Below are 15,271 nucleotides of genomic sequence, written 5' to 3'. Positions count from 1 at the left end.
GCCCCTTAGCCTTTCAGTGCCGCGTCAAAATCGGGCAGAGTAATCGTCTGATCACGATCCGGCCCCGTTGAAACCATTCCAATCTTGGCCTTCGACTCTTTTTCGAGAAAGCGGAGATACTCCTTGGCCAGCGTCGGCAGCTTCTCCCATTCCGTGATCCCCTCGGTCGACTCCTTCCAGCCCTTCAAAGTCGTGTAAACCGGCTCAATGGAGTCGAAACCGCGCATATCCGCAGGAATGACATCCGTCACCTTTCCATCGACCTTGTAATGGGTGCACACAGGAATCTCCTCGCAGGCGTCCATCACGTCCATCTTGGTCACTACCAGCCACTCGGTTCCGTTGATCATGTTGCTGTACCGCAGCAGTGGCAGGTCGAGCCAGCCGCAGCGCCGCGGGCGTCCCGTTACTGCGCCGTACTCCTGGCCACGCGCCCGCAGCAGCTCGCCCGAAGCATCGTGAATCTCCGTCGGGAATGGGCCTTCGCCCACACGAGTCACATAAGCCTTGGTCACGCCGATCACCGTATCGATCCTCGTCGGAGCAACCCCCGTTCCAGTCACGGCTCCCCCCGCGGTCGAAGAGGACGAGGTCACAAAGGGGTAGGTTCCGTGATCGATGTCCAGCAGCGCTCCCTGCGCTCCTTCAAACATCACATTCCCGCCTCGATCCAGCTCTTCGTTGAGCAGAACCGCAGTATCTGTAACGAACGGGGCGACCTGCTCAGCCATCCGCGCATAATCCTCGTACATCTCCTTCGGGTCCAGCGGCTCAGTCCCAAAGAGCGCATGCGCAATTGTATTTTTCTCATCGCAGGCATTCTTTATATGGGTCCGCAGCAGCGCCGGATTCAGCAGATCGACGATCCGCAGGCCGTTGCGATGAACCTTGTCCTCATACGCCGGACCGATGCCACGTCGTGTGGTCCCGATCTTCGTGCGTCCTGGAGCAGTCTCAGCCGCCAGTTCGATCATGCGGTGATAGGGCAGAATCACCTGCGCGCGATTGGAGACAAAGAGCTGCCTCTCCACCGGCAGACCGGCTTCCTTCAGCTTCTTGACCTCGCCCAGAAACGCCGCCGGATCGAAGACCACGCCGTTGCCGATCACGCCCTTGCACTCCGGTCGGAGCACGCCGCAAGGAATCAGCTGCAGCACGAACTTCCTGCCTCCGATGATGACCGTGTGTCCGGCGTTATGGCCACCCGCATAGCGCGCCACCACGGAGAACCTCTCCGACAGCACGTCCACAATCTTTCCCTTGCCCTCATCGCCCCACTGGGCGCCCAAAATGACCGCAGATCTCGGTTGACTCACGACGGATATCTTCTCCAAAAGAATGGTTCTTTGTTGGCTGGCCCCAAGGGGGATGGTTGTCCGAACGGCGCACAAGACCAGATGGCTCCGAACGAAGACGCGCCTCTCCCATCATACCGTGTCCGCTCCCAATCCCCTCCAACGAACCGCCATTCCGAGCGCAGCCGCGGAATCCCTGTATTCGCCTGCGCCGCAGACGCTCCAGGCAAACCTTCAACAACCTCCTTCAACCTTCACCTAAAGAGCAGGCGCTGTCTCTTCAGAATCGGACTGCACAAGGCAAACCTCGTATTCGCTCTGTACCAAACCTCCGTCATAGCAGATGGTCGCGACATGACGAAGCCTGATATCGCGCGGGATCTGGCCAAACAACGGAATGCCCTCACCAATCAGCACTGGCACGCGTGTGATCACCATCCGGTCGATGAGCCCAGCCACCAGGAATCGTTGAATGGTGATGCCGCCGTCAATATAAGCATGTTTGAAGCCGCGTGCCTTGAGCAGTCTGGCAATCTCCGCCGGTTCGCCCGACATCTGCTCGATCACCGCACCTTGAACCGCCGAAAAATCGAGCGGACGGCTGCTGAGCACGATGACCTGCTTCTTGCCATAAAACCAACCGCCAAGGCTGAGCACCACTTCAAAGGTTTTGCGGCCGATCACAACGACGTCTATGCCGTCATAGAATTCTTTAAACCCATGCGGTTCCTGCTCGCCAGCACCCAGGAAATCCAGTGCATCGTTCGATCGGGCGAGAAAGCCATCGACACTCACTCCGCAAAAAACCGAGAGCTTCACAACGCACCTCCAGCTTGAAGACGGCTTAAGTCTAACAACTCGCTTTCAGATATCTTTTGCCGGAATACCCATCTTCGGCGCAGCCTTTTTGCTCCTACATTGGCTATCGAGTGAAGCTCGAACGCCCTTCTCTCCCGTAACCAGCACAACTCTCCATCACTCGCGTATCCTTTCTCCACTTCACACATGCCCTCCACGCGACTTCTCTACGGAACCACTGCCTTCCTCTCGGCCTTCCTCCTCTTTCTCATCGAGCCGCTCGCGGCCAAACAAATTCTCCCGGTCCTCGGAGGATCCTCGGCCGTCTGGCTCACCTGCCTTGTCTTCTTCCAGACGACTCTCCTGTTCGGCTATTTTTATGCTCACTGGCTTACCAGCCAGAGCGGGAAAGGCAGCCGCTACCAACGACGCGGTCACCTGGCGATGCTTGCTTTCGCCTCTCTCGCTCTTGTGTTGGGTATCGTCTTCGGCCCCGGTCTCAGCAGCTCAGCTCATCCGGTCGCCACTATTTTCTGGAGCCTCACCCGCACCATCGGTCTGCCGTTCCTGCTGCTTGCCTCTACCAGCCCTCTTCTGCAGTTCTGGCTCTCCCGCCAGGAAGCCGATGCCTCAGGCCAGCCCGCCCCGATCTGGTTCCGCCTCTTCGCCCTCTCGAACATCGGCTCTCTGCTCGCGCTGCTGGCCTATCCGACCCTGGTCGAGCCTTACCTAACGCTCAGACTCCAGCGCGCACTCTGGGCTACGGGCTTCGTTCTCTTTGTAGTTCTTTCCGTGGCCGTCCTCCATAGACAGACCCCGTCCGGGCCCGTTGCCGCTGCACCGCCCGATGACGCTCCCGCCTCTCCTCGTGTTCATCGCTGGCTGTGGTTCCTTCTTCCTATGGCCGCAGCCATGCAGCTCAGCGCGGTCACCGCGCACCTCACCAGCAACATCGCGGCCATCCCCCTGCTCTGGGTACTGCCTCTCGCGGTCTACCTGATGACCTTTATCCTCGCCTTCGACCGTCCCGCCCTCTATCGCCGCGCCCTCGTGGTGCGTGTTTTGGTTGTCATGCTGGCCAGCCTCGGCTATGCGCTCTCAAAGACCGACTTCACCCTTCCCATCACCCTCACCATCCTCTTCTTCCTGTTCGAGTGCCTCGTCGCCTGTCTCTTCTGTCATGGAGAGACCTACGCCCTGCGCCCGCAACGCGCCTCTGAGGCCACACTCTTCTATCTCCTGATCGCTGCCGGGGGAGCCACCGGAACCTTCCTCGTCGGAATCGCCTTCCCTCTGCTCTTCTCCGCCAACTACGATCTGGCCCTCGCCTTCTTCGCTACCGCCCTGCTCGCACTCGCCGCGACCTGGCGCGATGGATGGGCCCAGCGCCTGCTCTGGACCACGGCGAGCGTTCTGCTCTTCGCGCTCTCTCTCGCTCTACACCGCACCTATGCGCAGCAGTCTCTGGTTCTGGTGCGTAATTTCTATGGCACTCTCCGAGTCACGCAAACCGACGCACCCGTCGTACACGTCCCCATGCGGACCCTGCTCCACGGAGTCATTCAGCATGGCATGCAGATCTTCGACCCCGGATTCAGCCATATCCCCACCACGTACTACGCCACCGACTCTGGCATCGGATTGGCGCTCCGCTTCTGCTGTAACCGCGGCGCAGACATTCACCCCAGAAACATAGGCGTCGTAGGCCTGGGAGCTGGAACCATCGCCGCCTATGGCGGACACGGCGACCGCATCCGCTTCTACGAGATCAACCCGAAGGTCGAGCCCATCGCTCGCAATCTGTTCACCTACATCCGGGACTCATCCGCAACCATCACTGTCGTGCCCGGTGACGCCCGCACCTCGCTCAGCACCGAGCTGGCGGAAGGCTCGCCCCAACGCTTCGACGTGCTCGCCATTGACGCTTTCTCCGGCGACGCCATCCCGCTGCACCTGCTCACCATCGAGGCGCTCCAGCTCTACCTCCGCCACATGGCTCCCAACGGCATCCTGGCCTTTCACGTCTCCAACCAGTACCTCGACCTCGCCCCGGAGCTCGGCCTCCTCGCGAACGCCGCGCACCTTCAGGCCCGGCACGTCATCACCGGCTCCAGTGATGCCCGCGGCGAGTTCCGCGCCGAGTGGGTCCTCATGACCGCCGATCCCACCTTCTTTACCCAGGAGGAGATCGTCTCACTCTCCGACCGCATTCCTCTAAAACCCGGGCTTCGGCTCTGGACCGATGATTACTCGAGCCTCCTGCCCATCCTTCAGACTCAGGAGCGCTAGGGCATTCCTACAGAACAATCGTCATTCTGAGCGAAGCCGAGAGCCTGCCCTGAGCGTAGCCGAACGGGAATCCCTGTATTTCGTCTTTGCTGATACGAGCTCCTCAGGCAAATACGGGAATCCTTCGCTTTGCTCCAGGTCTGAACGAGGGATGGCGTGGCGCGGGAATCTGAGCCACGCCATCCCTGTCCTTCACCTCGTCATCGCCAGGCCGTCCGCAAACTTTCCGGCATCGATGTTCTTCTCAACCTTCCAGTCCGCAAGATCGATCACCGAGACCTGGTTGGAGAAGTTGCAAGCCACATAAGCCTTCTTTCCATCCGGACTGACCAGGATCTCCGACGGACCATCGGCCACGTCAATCGTCTTCTCCGCCTTCAGCGTCTTGAGGTTGACCACGGATACCTGCTTCGAGCCCCGCAGCGCTACCAGCAGCCACCGCCCATCCGGAGTGGTCGCCGTCCCATATCCCGCCGACGGCAGCGGAACCCAGGACTTCACCTTATTCGTCGAGGTATCGATCACAGCAAGCTGCGGCTTCTTCTGGTCCGCCGTGAACACCATGCTGCCATCGCGCGAGATCGAGATCCGCTGCGTGTTCCCCGAGATCGGGATCACCGCAATCGTCTTCTTCCCCGCCATGTCCAGCACAGAGACAGTGCCCGGCCCGACATTCGCCGTATACCCTCGCTTGCCATCTTTTGACAACACCAGCATGTGCGACTGCTCCTGCCCCGTTGGAACCGAGCCCACGATCTTCAGCGTCTTCGGATCGATGATGCTGACGCTCTTGTCGAGCTCCGTCGTGACATACAGCATGCCGCTGTTTTTGTCATAGATCGCGCAGTGCGGCCTCACCCCGTGTCCGAAGTCGACCTTACCCACAATCTTGCGGCTGCCGAGATCAATCACCGACATCTCGCTGCCATCCGTTCCCGCACGCCCCACACCCGCATTCCCATAGATCGGAACATAGGCCGTCTTCCCATCCGGCGAGACCGCAAGCTCATGGCCGGTAACGCCTCCCACAGGAATCGTCGCCACCAGTTTGGCCGAAGCCGTATCGATCAACGACAGGCTGGAGTCCTTCTGATTCGCGACCAGCAGCGTCTCCGACTTCGCCACCACAGTCGACGCGCAAATCGCCGCGCCGCACACTACAACACCCCAGATATTTCGTCTTTTCATAGCGAACGCAAGTATAGAGAGAACCTCGCTCAACCGTCAGCCTAAAACTCAGACAATAGGAAAAATGTGGAACAAAAGGGCAAGGTAGCAGGAGGAGGAGCAAGGAATGCTGGTACGGAAACACCCCCTTGAGCCGATCTCTTTTATAAGTCGCCATTCCGAGCGAAGCGAATGTGAGCCGTATTCCGACCGAAGCGAACATAAGTCGTCATTCTGAGCCAAGCCGAGGAAACCCTGTATTTCTTCCGCACCGCCACAGATCTTCAGCGCGCCGAAACCGTTCCTTTATGACGAGTCACCCGAATCTCCGGCTGCCGCCCACCACCCCTATACTTAAAGCCACGCCATGCCCGAGCTTCCTGAAGTCGAAACCGTCGCCAACGGCGTCCACCAGCGCGTCCACGGACAAACCGTTCTCTCGGTCTGGACCAGCAACAAACCCCAGACATTCAAGTCTTCCCCCGCCGAGATCGCGGACATCCTCACCGGCTCCCGCATCGAACGCGTTCACCGCGTCGGGAAGACCATCGTGGCCGACATAGCCCGCTCCTCTCGAAAAAAGCCAGCGGCAGACATTCCCGCGCAATTTCTGATCCACCTGGGAATGACCGGCCGCCTCCTCGTCTCCTCCCCTGAAACTGAGGTGCCGCCCCATACCCATGCCATCCTCTCGTTGAGCGGAGGCAAAGAGCTTCGCTTCGTCGATCCGCGCCGCTTCGGCCGTCTCTCCGTATCCACTGACGCCTACACCGGCCCAGGGCGTGAGCCTCTGACCATTTCGCTCGAAGACTTCATCACGCTCTTCCGTAACCGCAAGACACCCATCAAGGCCGCGCTCCTTAACCAGTCTCTCCTCCATGGTGTGGGCAACATCTACGCCGACGAGGCTCTCTTCCACGCCGGCGTACGTCCGCGCCGCCAGGCCGGACGCCTCACCCGCGACGAGCTCACCCGCCTCCGCGCCGCCCTCATCAAAGTGTTGAAGCACGCCATCAAACTCGGCGGCTCCTCCGTCTCTGATTACGTAGACGCCGAAGGTGTCGCAGGCTTCTTCCAGCTCCACCACCGCGTCTATTCGCGCACCGGCCAGCCCTGCCGCACTTGCTCAACGCCAATCGAGCGCATCGTCGTGGGAGGCCGAAGCACCCACTTCTGCCCCGCCTGCCAAAAGTGACAGCAAAAGGGCGGCCCGCATCGGGCCGCCCTTCAGTGGATCTCCGATCTTTGCGTTTTTATTGCACCTGCACGGAGAGAGCGTTGGAATCACCAGAACCAGGGTTCTGGACCGTAACGCTGTTGCTCTTTGCTGTCGCTAGATCGGCCGCAGAAATTGCCACCTGCAGGTGGGTGTTGTCGGTATAGGTTGTCGTTCTCTCCGCCCCATTCCAGTGAGCAGCCGCACCGGGAAGGAAGCCCGTTCCTGTGACAGTGAGATAAACATTCCCACTTCCAGCAGAGATCGTGGTCTGGCTGAGGCTGTTCAGCACCGGAGCCGAGTTTGCGACAGCCTCCCCAGGAAGAACGAAGGGTCCCTTGAACAGGAGGATCTGGCCTCCCTGGCTCGTAGTAATTGGGCTATTCGTAGGAGCGGGAATAATGTACGCAAGGCCATCCTGTCCGAAGCGAACCCCCATCATCGCAGACGCTGCGGATGCCGGCAGCTGAATTCTGTCATCGAGCGTAAAGAGCTTCGTATCGAAGCGTTGGAGATAGCTGCTATTCGTGCTGCTTCCGTTCGCTCCATAGACAAACGCCTTCAATTGCGTCTGGTACGGGATGACGCCACTATATGTCGTAAATGGAGAAATGCTGATCGGCAGAACCGCTACTTGGGAAGGCGGCGTGGTGGTGGGGTTCACGATGCCACCTGCCGCTCCGAAGACGAGGCCGCCGTCGATGGTCATTCTGCCGATGTTTCCGCCGAGGCCGTTGAGCGTCGTGGCATCTACAAAATTAGTTCCGCTGGCATCGATGGTATAGCGATTGAACTGGGCTGCAGTCGACCCGGAATCGTAGGTGTAAAGGTGGGTGGCATCCGCAAAGACAGCGTTGGTGTAATTGGCCAGCTTGCTCCGGAAGGTTCCCGTGTTGCCGCTGATGTCGAAGATCCCCACACCACCGATATTGACCGCGAGAGTCGAATCGGATCCTGGAAGCGTAGCAAGTCCACTTGCCGCCGTGTTGGCCGGCGTCGTGCTGGATGAGGAAGTGTAGGTAATGGGCACCGTTAGATCGAGCGGCTGATTCTGAAGATTGAATCGGCCGATGCTCTTTGCCCCACTCAGCCCGACGTAGAGATATTTGCCATCGCTGGTCTCCGAGAGCAGATTCGGCTCACTACCCACCTGGATCGGAGATCCCATGCTTCCCGTGAAGGGATCGATGGGAAGGATGGAATTTCCGGAGATCACCGAGGATGTGCTTGGCAGTGCAGCATAGATCTTCCGCGTGAAAGGATCGAAGCCGATAACGTTCGCTGGAACGTCCAGCAGCTTGTAGATGTACACCGGCAGGCCGGCAGCGAGGCCGCCTCCGGGAGCAGGTGTCTGAACCGAGATCTGTGCCCAGCCAAGCTGCTGCACCAGGGATGAATCGATGCTCGCCGTCATCTGACCGGAGCTGACGAAAGTGGACGGGATAGCCTGACCATTCCAGACAATAGAGGAACCGGGTACAAATCCCGCCCCGTCAACCGTCAGCACCGTCGCTGAGCTTCCCGTCGGAATCATTTGCGGCACAATTTGTGTCACCACGGGAGAAGCATTGAAGTCGCTTCCGGTAACTGTGATCGAGGCGCTTGCCTGATCGTTGGATGACATTGGATCAAAGGTCACAGAACTGGTGTAGCTCGTCAGGGAAAGCGTTCCCGCTGTGGTCGGAGTCATCGAGAAGGTCAGGGTCGCCGAGCTGCCGTTGGCCAGATCACCGAAGTCGCAGTAGAGCACGCCAGAGCCGCTGCAGCTTCCCTGCGATGCTGTGAAAGTTCCGCCAATCACGTTGGATGGAAGAACGGTGGTCAGAACGACACCCGAGGCAGCGTTCTGTCCCTGATTCGCCACGCGAATAGTGTAGGTCGATGCGGTTCCCGTCGTTGCTGTAGTCGAGCCCGAAAGGCTGACCGCGAGATTTGCCGGCGAAGAGGAGAGATCCTTCACAAGCGAGCTCTTCACGACAAAGAGCTGGTTGGCGGTGTGGAAGGCTAGTCCATTCTGACCCCACCGGATCATGTCAGACGGATATGGATAGGTTGATGAAGACACTCCTGTGATTGGGATGCTCCCGATCGGATTGAAAGTCGTCTCATCAAAGGCGATGATTTGGCTCGTGTGTTGTTACTTGGGTAGGCGTTGGAAGGAAGCACCCACGCCTTTCCTAACGCAGAATCGGAAACAATAGGTCCGGCCGCAGGCGTAACGCCTGTATTCGTGTAAGAAGAAGCAATGGAAAATTGGCCAAGCTGGTTTCCTGTAGCCGGATCCAGCACTACTCCATTCGCCGCATAGATCCTGTTGTTGTCGTACTGAATCGCCTGAAGACTATTTGCGTTTGCATTTGTGCCTAGATTCTTGAATGCCGTCACTCCCGAGGAGTCGATGGTAAGCCCATACAGGGTTGAACTCGGCGATTGCGCGTTCAGATAAAGAGTGGATGCCGAACTACCGAAAGCAAGACTTCCGACGTTTGAGTTGAAATAGGTATTCAGACCAGAGCTAGGGTTGGGACGCGCGACACCGGAGTCATAGATCGTTACAACGCCAATGTTGCTGTAAACAGCGACCGCATTGGGCTGGCCAGGAATAACTGCGAGATCCGACGCGGTATAGGGAGCATTGAAAAATCCGGATCCTCCTCCGAGGCTGAACTGTATGCCTGCAGTTCCGGTTGTGAGGTTAACCTGACGCACTGCGCCCTCACCGTTAAGGCCGACAAAGAGTTGTGTGCCGTCGCTCGACAACGCGATTTTTGTCGGTTCGCTGCCGACAGGAATGGTCTTTATGATGGCGCCCGAGTTGGGATCAATCGCAGCGATGGTATTACCGAGGTTTTCTCCAGCCGAGCCCGGGACTGAAGCGTAAATCAGTCCATCCGCCTTGTTGTAGGCAATATCATTCGTCGGTAAGGGCAGATAGGTCGTGAACGGCTGCGCAGGTAAAGGTGTCGTTACTCCAGGGGTCGAAACCTGAATGCTGGCCTGCGTGAATCCAGAGATCAGGGATGCCGGAATCACAGCTGTTATCTGGTATGAGTATGCGAACGTCGTCGCAAGAGAGATATCGTTCCACTTCACAACCGAATCTTTTGTGAAGCCGCTGCCGTAGAGCGTAATCGTCGTGTCAGGACTTCCTGCCGGAGCAGAATTAGGTGAGAGCGAAAACGCAGCGGTAGGAGCCACAACGGTAATCGTCGCCACATTCGACTGCACCACCGGTGCGCCAGGATTGCTCACCACAAGCTGAATCGTGCCGGCTGCAGCAAAGAAGGAAGGCGCTAGCGACGCTGTAATGTTGGTTCCGCTCTGAGAACTGACAGGAAGCAGAGTCCCGTTTGCCTGCACGGTTGCATTCGGCGCAAATCCGCTTCCGTAGATGTAAATCATGACGGGTACGTTCGTGTTGGGATTAGGAGCGAAGGAAGTAGGATTGACGTTCAGGATCGTAGGCGTCGACGCCGCAATCGCTAGTTCCGTCGGGGTGGAAGTACTTCCGCCTGGCCCCGGGTTGTAGACCGAGATCTCACCCGTGCCGAAGCCCTTCACATCATTCGCCGTCAAAGCCACCTGCAGGGTCGTGCTGTTCACAAACGTCGTCGGGCGAGCTGAACCGTTGTAGAGCACCACCGAGTTGGCCTCGAATCCGCTGCCACTGACGGTGATCATGGCGTCTGCACCCTGCGGAACGTTGCGCGGCGATACGCCACTCACAACAGGAGTGGGGCTCATGATCGAAAAAACTTTGCCGCTGCCGAGGAACCGCCACCCGGAGCTGGATTGGAGAGAACAAAATCCGCAACCTGTCCGGCGGCAAGCGCAGCCGCGGGAACCGTGGCCTGCAGGCTCGTCGCGCTGACATAGTTCGCCTGTACTGCAACTCCATTCACCGTAGCGGTTGTGGCCTTGATATAGCCCGCTCCCGTAAACGTCACCGTCAGCGCAGGCGATCCTGCAGGCACGTTATCGGGAGAGATGGCATTGACGGTTGGAACAGGATTGTTTGCTGGAGAGACTGGGGGAGGAGTGGTGGTTTTAGATCCGCCGCTGCTGCCAGCACAACCAATAAGCACAAGACTAAACGACGTGAAGACCAGGGACAGAAAGCTGCAACGCACAGTGCCTCCGCAAAAATGAAACAAAACTCCGCAAAGCGCACAACAAGGCAAAGCCTCCCGCAGGTAGACTTAGCATCGGCTTGGTTGTCGGAGCGTTTTCATCCTAACGGCGATCGCTGGTTCAACCTAGTTAAAATTAAATTCTTTGGTAACCAGCCGAAAGCGAAGGGTTCTCGGGGGGAGAGACATCGATTGCAAAGCTCTCAGATCATTTTGCCGGTGGGTGATCCGGGCTCCACATCGATTGGTTCGCAAGAATATGGTCGACCTTGAGTGTAGGAAAGAGTGCGCGGATATCCTTTGCCGCCTGCTCCATGCCGGGCTCTTCCGAGGGTTCATGGCCGATCAGCACAAGGGCTTTTCGCCGCCCCTGCGCGGCAGCATCTCGTGTGTACTCGACCGTCTCCCACTCCGAGGCCTCCCCTGCAATCAGAACATCAACGTTGTCCTGACGAAGCGCGCTTACCTGGCGCTGCAGCCCCGAAGCTCCAGGACGAATGGCAACGTGTTGCACACGCATCCCAGGATCTCCAACGATTCGCATCGTCTGCGCGCCAAGCCGCACCTGAAGCTCATGCACCAGTTCACGAAGCGTGACCGGTGGAATGGTGGCCCGGCTGGGATCGCCGGGATCGTCGAGATCCTTCTTCATCCCCAGAGCTTCAACGAGCGCCATGCCAATCGGGTCCGGCCTGGCCATATGAATCTCATCGTGAAGCCGGAAGACGACCATGTGGTGCTGCTCGATAAACTCCAGCTTCTCCTTGTAAACCGGGTCGTCCTTGAAGAAGGAAGTGTCGTCGAGATGGTTGTAGAAGGTCGGCTCGTGCGTGATGATCAGATTCTCATTGCGTCGTGCGGCCTCTCGAAGAACGTCCATCGTATCGAGAAAGGTCGTGGCAATCCCTGTCACAAGGGTGCCGGCATCGCCGGCTTTGACCGTGTCCACTGTATGGGGAGGAGGCGCGGGAGCATAACGCTTTTGAATCTTCTGAATGGCATCCGCCGCCGTTATTCCTGTCTGCGCACGAGCAAGCGGCAAAGCAACGAAAAAAGCCGCCATCAAAACAGGTGTACTCAGCCTTCGCATGCTCCATCCTCCATGGATGCGCTTACTTCTTGAACTGTAAATAGCCCCAGCGCTCTGGCACGTGCATGTTAATCACTCCCTGGGGCGACCAGACCCAGTTATCTTCCTTCGGCTGGCCAGCCTTCCACTCCACACGGCTGAAATTGATTCGCCACTCTGTACCCACTTCGGGCTTCGGCACCGGCTGGCGCGACCCGAATGCTTTCCATGGGATCGCAATCTCGAGCGTCCATCCGGCGTCCTTATCCTCCGGATGGTTCAGGGTCCCCTGAACCGCCACGGCGGTCTTCAGTCCTGGCATATCCCAGCTGTTGTCCGCCTTGCCACCCATCCGATAAGGCTTGTTCAGGTAGAGGTCCCATCCGGTGTTGAGTGCGTTCATCTCAAACTCGAAGTAGCCTTCCTGATTTGCAAGCGGCTTCAAAAAAACCTCAAAGTCATTGTCGTGAAAGATCACGGAGTCGTGCTGGGTGAGGGTGGCCTTCACGTCCGGCTCCTCCAGCTCCGCTGCAATGTAGAGATACTGGTCGTCCCACAGCATCTTCGCTCGCGTGCGAAAGCGCGGCTTCGGTTTGATCGCTCCTTCAATGTCGACAAAATCATCAGTCCAGGCGGCCTGCTTCCATGCACCCTCATCCGGTCTGCCATCCACGTCGATCGGACTTGTCGTGCGATGAACCTCGTAGACCTTGGGTTCACCCGCTGGAGGAGGAAGGGGGTCCGGTTGTTTGGACTGCGCGAGAGTCACGGTGTTGCTTAGCCACGCAAAGCAGACTACGCAGACCATTCGCAAAAGGGAGGATATGAAGACGTTTCGCACTACTCTCCTGAAGCTTTCTAAATCCCCGCGGCCTGCTCCGCGCTCACCGCCGACCCGATCACCCTTGTCTCCAGGCGGTCCTCGACGATCTCCAGAGAGTAGCTCTGCAGCGGGCTCATCTTCACCATCTGCTGCATGTAGTCCGTCAGCATCGGCATATCGATAAACCGCACATTGAAACCCGTCAGGAAGAACTTTCCCGGTCCTGCCATGTGGATCGACGTTGTGGTTGCTGCCGCCAGCGCCTTGTGCCACAGCCGCTTGAAGTCAAGGCAACGCTGATCCCCTGCCTTCGCCGCTTCGAATACCTCTTCCGGCTCTAAATCGAGAAACCGCAGCCGCATGGCGCGGTGCCCCATGATGCCCTCCATATGACCGCGACCTCCACACCCGCAGAAGCGCTCTTTGTCATCGAGCGACACAACCGAGTGGCCGCCTTCCCACACTCCCTTGGTGAAGGGGTAGCGCCCATGTCCGATCCCAACCCCCAGCGTCCAGACCCGAATCATCGTGTCCAGCTTCCCATGTACCGAAGCCAGTCCCGCAGCCATCCCGTCCGCATCGTTCATGACCAGAACCGGGGCGTTGATATTGTGGCTCCTCAACTGCGCCGCCACCAAATCACGCAGCCTGGCGCCCTTCAGCTGGGGCAGATTCGGGGCCTCCTCGACTACACCGCTCCGGATCAACCCCGGCACCGCAATTCCGACCGCATCAAGATCCGTGGTTCCGTTCGCCGCCAATACGACCTCTTTGCAGATCGTCTCCACCAAGGCGTCCGTATGCAGTTCCACCAGCGCATCCTTCTCTTCAATGTCCTCTGGAAAGCGGCGCAAGTCCCCTACCAGCTGATGGTCCACCACCAGCCCCGCTACGATCCCATCTGACAATGTCACGCCAATCGTCTTCGACATGCTGTTTTCCGCCTCGGCTCTATCTCGCGTTTTTAGTCAAACTTACTTACGCGATTCAATCCATTGAAAGCCGCCACTTTATAACATTCCGCCAGAGTTGGATAGTTGAACACTGTATCCACAAAATATTCAATGGTTCCACCCAGCGCCATCACGGCCTGACCGATGTGCAAAAGCTCACTGGCTCCCTCGCCGATCACGTGAACTCCCAGAATCGAGTGGTTCTCCCGGTGGAAGATCAGCTTCAGTCTTCCCGTCGTATCGCCGCGGATCTGACCCCGTGCGATCTCGCGATAGTACGCCACCCCTACCTCGTACGGCACATCTTCTTCCGTAAGCTGCTCCTCGGTCTTGCCGATAAAGCTGATCTCCGGAATCGTATAGATGCCATACGGATAAAAACTCGGGTTCGAGACGATCGACTCGTCCCCGAACGCCCGCGCCGCGCTGATTCGTCCCTGCTCCATCGAAACCGAAGCCAGCGACGGGAACCCGATCACGTCGCCCGCGGCGAAGATATTCGGGCATTTCGTGCGGAAATCCTTGTCCACGGGGATCCGGCCTCGCTTGTCCGCTTCAATCCCTACCGCTGCCAGGTTCAGCTCGTCCACGTTGCCCTGGCGCCCTACGGCGTACAGCAGCGCATCGCCCTGCAACTTCTTCTTGCTCTCCAGATTAGCGACTACGCCGCCATCCGGCATCTCTTCCACCGACTCCACCTCTTCGTTCAGCCGCATCGTAACGCGGGCATCCCGAAGGTGATAGCTCAGAGCCTCGACAATCTCCTGGTCAGCGAACTCCAGCAGCCTCGGCCGCCGCTCGATCAGCGTCACCCGAACCCCGAGCGCGGCAAACATACAGGTGTACTCCACCCCGATCACGCCGCCCCCAACCACGATCATCGTCTTCGGCAGGTTCACCAGGTCCAGCACCTGGTCGCTGTTGACGATCGTCTTTCCGTTGATCGGAACCAGCTCCGAGCTTGCCGGCTTGGTTCCCGTCGCAATCAGCGTGCTCAGGGTCTCGTACGAGGTCGGACCCCGCGAGTTCGTCACCTTCACATGCGTCGGATCTTCAAAGCTTGCCACTCCCGAGAGCATCTCCACGTTATTGCGGGAGAGCTGAGCCTCGGTCACGTCGATCTCGGTCTTGATGACGTGCTGGACCCGGAAGGCCAGATCCGCCATCGTGATCCGCTCCTTCACCCGGTAGTTCATCCCATAGATCGACTTGTAGTTATAGCCCGACAGATGCAGTACCGCCTCGCGCATCGTCTTCGATGGAATCGTCCCCGTGTTGATCGAGACGCCACCCACTACCTCGCGGCTCTCCACCAGGGCAACCTTCTTCCCCAGCTTGGCGGCATAAATCGCCGCACGCTGCCCGGCCGGACCGGACCCGATAACGATCAGATCGTACACACTACCCATAAACTCCAGACTCTTTGCGACATCCGTCGCGGTCGGTTCCAGTTCGCGAACAACCCTCTTTGTCCGTCTCCGGTAGCAGCCATTACGCTCCGCCTCCCGAGGGCCCGTCCCTTGCCTTGTGG

Annotated in this window: 12 protein-coding genes; 2 read left to right on the top strand and 10 right to left on the bottom strand. The window is 58.4% G+C overall.

The window, feature by feature from the left end; all coding sequences use genetic code 11:
* Positions 1-5: 5 nt before the first annotated feature.
* Together AC5S26_RS06355 and AC5S26_RS06350 are read right to left on the bottom strand one after the other, a co-directional pair.
* Entirely contained in the window at positions 6-1,316 is a 1,311-nt protein-coding gene (locus AC5S26_RS06355) for an adenylosuccinate synthase (RefSeq protein WP_494184009.1), read from the bottom strand.
* 237 nt (positions 1,317-1,553) lie between these two features.
* Entirely contained in the window at positions 1,554-2,114 is a 561-nt protein-coding gene (locus tag AC5S26_RS06350; protein ID WP_494184008.1) for a dihydrofolate reductase family protein, read from the bottom strand.
* Between the two features lie 186 nt (positions 2,115-2,300).
* Between AC5S26_RS06350 and AC5S26_RS06345 the strand changes: the two genes are divergently transcribed.
* Entirely contained in the window at positions 2,301-4,382 is a 2,082-nt protein-coding gene (locus AC5S26_RS06345) for a spermidine synthase (RefSeq protein WP_494184007.1), read from the top strand.
* 192 nt (positions 4,383-4,574) lie between these two features.
* Here AC5S26_RS06345 and AC5S26_RS06340 read toward each other — a convergent pair whose 3' ends face one another.
* The gene (locus AC5S26_RS06340; RefSeq protein WP_494184006.1) at positions 4,575-5,570 is read right to left on the bottom strand and encodes a YVTN family beta-propeller repeat protein; all 996 of its coding nucleotides are present in this window, start codon (positions 5,568-5,570) and stop codon (positions 4,575-4,577) included.
* 346 nt (positions 5,571-5,916) lie between these two features.
* Between AC5S26_RS06340 and mutM the strand changes: the two genes are divergently transcribed.
* Complete coding sequence (mutM, locus tag AC5S26_RS06335) at positions 5,917-6,744, top strand: bifunctional DNA-formamidopyrimidine glycosylase/DNA-(apurinic or apyrimidinic site) lyase (protein ID WP_494184005.1); 828 nt, start codon at positions 5,917-5,919, stop codon at positions 6,742-6,744.
* A 58-nt stretch (positions 6,745-6,802) separates the two neighbouring features.
* Here mutM and AC5S26_RS06330 read toward each other — a convergent pair whose 3' ends face one another.
* The 7 genes from AC5S26_RS06330 to sthA all read right to left on the bottom strand — a co-directional run bounded on the left by AC5S26_RS06330 (position 6,803) and on the right by sthA (position 15,149).
* Positions 6,803-8,830 (bottom strand): DUF11 domain-containing protein, encoded by a 2,028-nt coding sequence (locus tag AC5S26_RS06330; protein ID WP_494184004.1) that lies wholly within the window; start codon positions 8,828-8,830, stop codon positions 6,803-6,805.
* The gene (locus AC5S26_RS06325; RefSeq protein WP_494184003.1) at positions 8,794-10,509 is read right to left on the bottom strand and encodes a YncE family protein; all 1,716 of its coding nucleotides are present in this window, start codon (positions 10,507-10,509) and stop codon (positions 8,794-8,796) included. Before AC5S26_RS06325 ends, AC5S26_RS06330 begins: the two co-directional genes overlap by 37 nt.
* On the bottom strand, positions 10,506-10,895 hold the full coding sequence (locus AC5S26_RS06320; RefSeq protein ID WP_494184002.1) for a choice-of-anchor Z repeating domain-containing protein: 390 nt from the start codon (positions 10,893-10,895) through the stop codon (positions 10,506-10,508). The genes AC5S26_RS06325 and AC5S26_RS06320 overlap by 4 nt, the downstream gene beginning before the upstream one ends.
* A 208-nt stretch (positions 10,896-11,103) precedes the next feature.
* Positions 11,104-11,985 (bottom strand): Nif3-like dinuclear metal center hexameric protein, encoded by an 882-nt coding sequence (locus AC5S26_RS06315; protein ID WP_494184001.1) that lies wholly within the window; start codon positions 11,983-11,985, stop codon positions 11,104-11,106.
* Between the two features lie 22 nt (positions 11,986-12,007).
* Positions 12,008-12,805 (bottom strand): carbohydrate-binding family 9-like protein, encoded by a 798-nt coding sequence (locus AC5S26_RS06310; RefSeq protein ID WP_494184000.1) that lies wholly within the window; start codon positions 12,803-12,805, stop codon positions 12,008-12,010.
* Positions 12,806-12,822: 17 nt separating this feature from the next.
* On the bottom strand, positions 12,823-13,719 hold the full coding sequence (locus AC5S26_RS06305; RefSeq protein WP_494183999.1) for an ROK family protein: 897 nt from the start codon (positions 13,717-13,719) through the stop codon (positions 12,823-12,825).
* Positions 13,720-13,751: 32 nt separating this feature from the next.
* On the bottom strand, positions 13,752-15,149 hold the full coding sequence (sthA, locus tag AC5S26_RS06300; RefSeq protein ID WP_494183998.1) for a Si-specific NAD(P)(+) transhydrogenase: 1,398 nt from the start codon (positions 15,147-15,149) through the stop codon (positions 13,752-13,754).
* Positions 15,150-15,271 lie beyond the last annotated feature (122 nt).

The sequence above is a fragment of the Edaphobacter sp. FHG110511_03 genome (assembly GCF_059115365.1).
The sequence above is the reverse complement of the archived record's forward strand: the minus strand, read 5'-3'. Positions and strand labels throughout refer to the sequence as shown.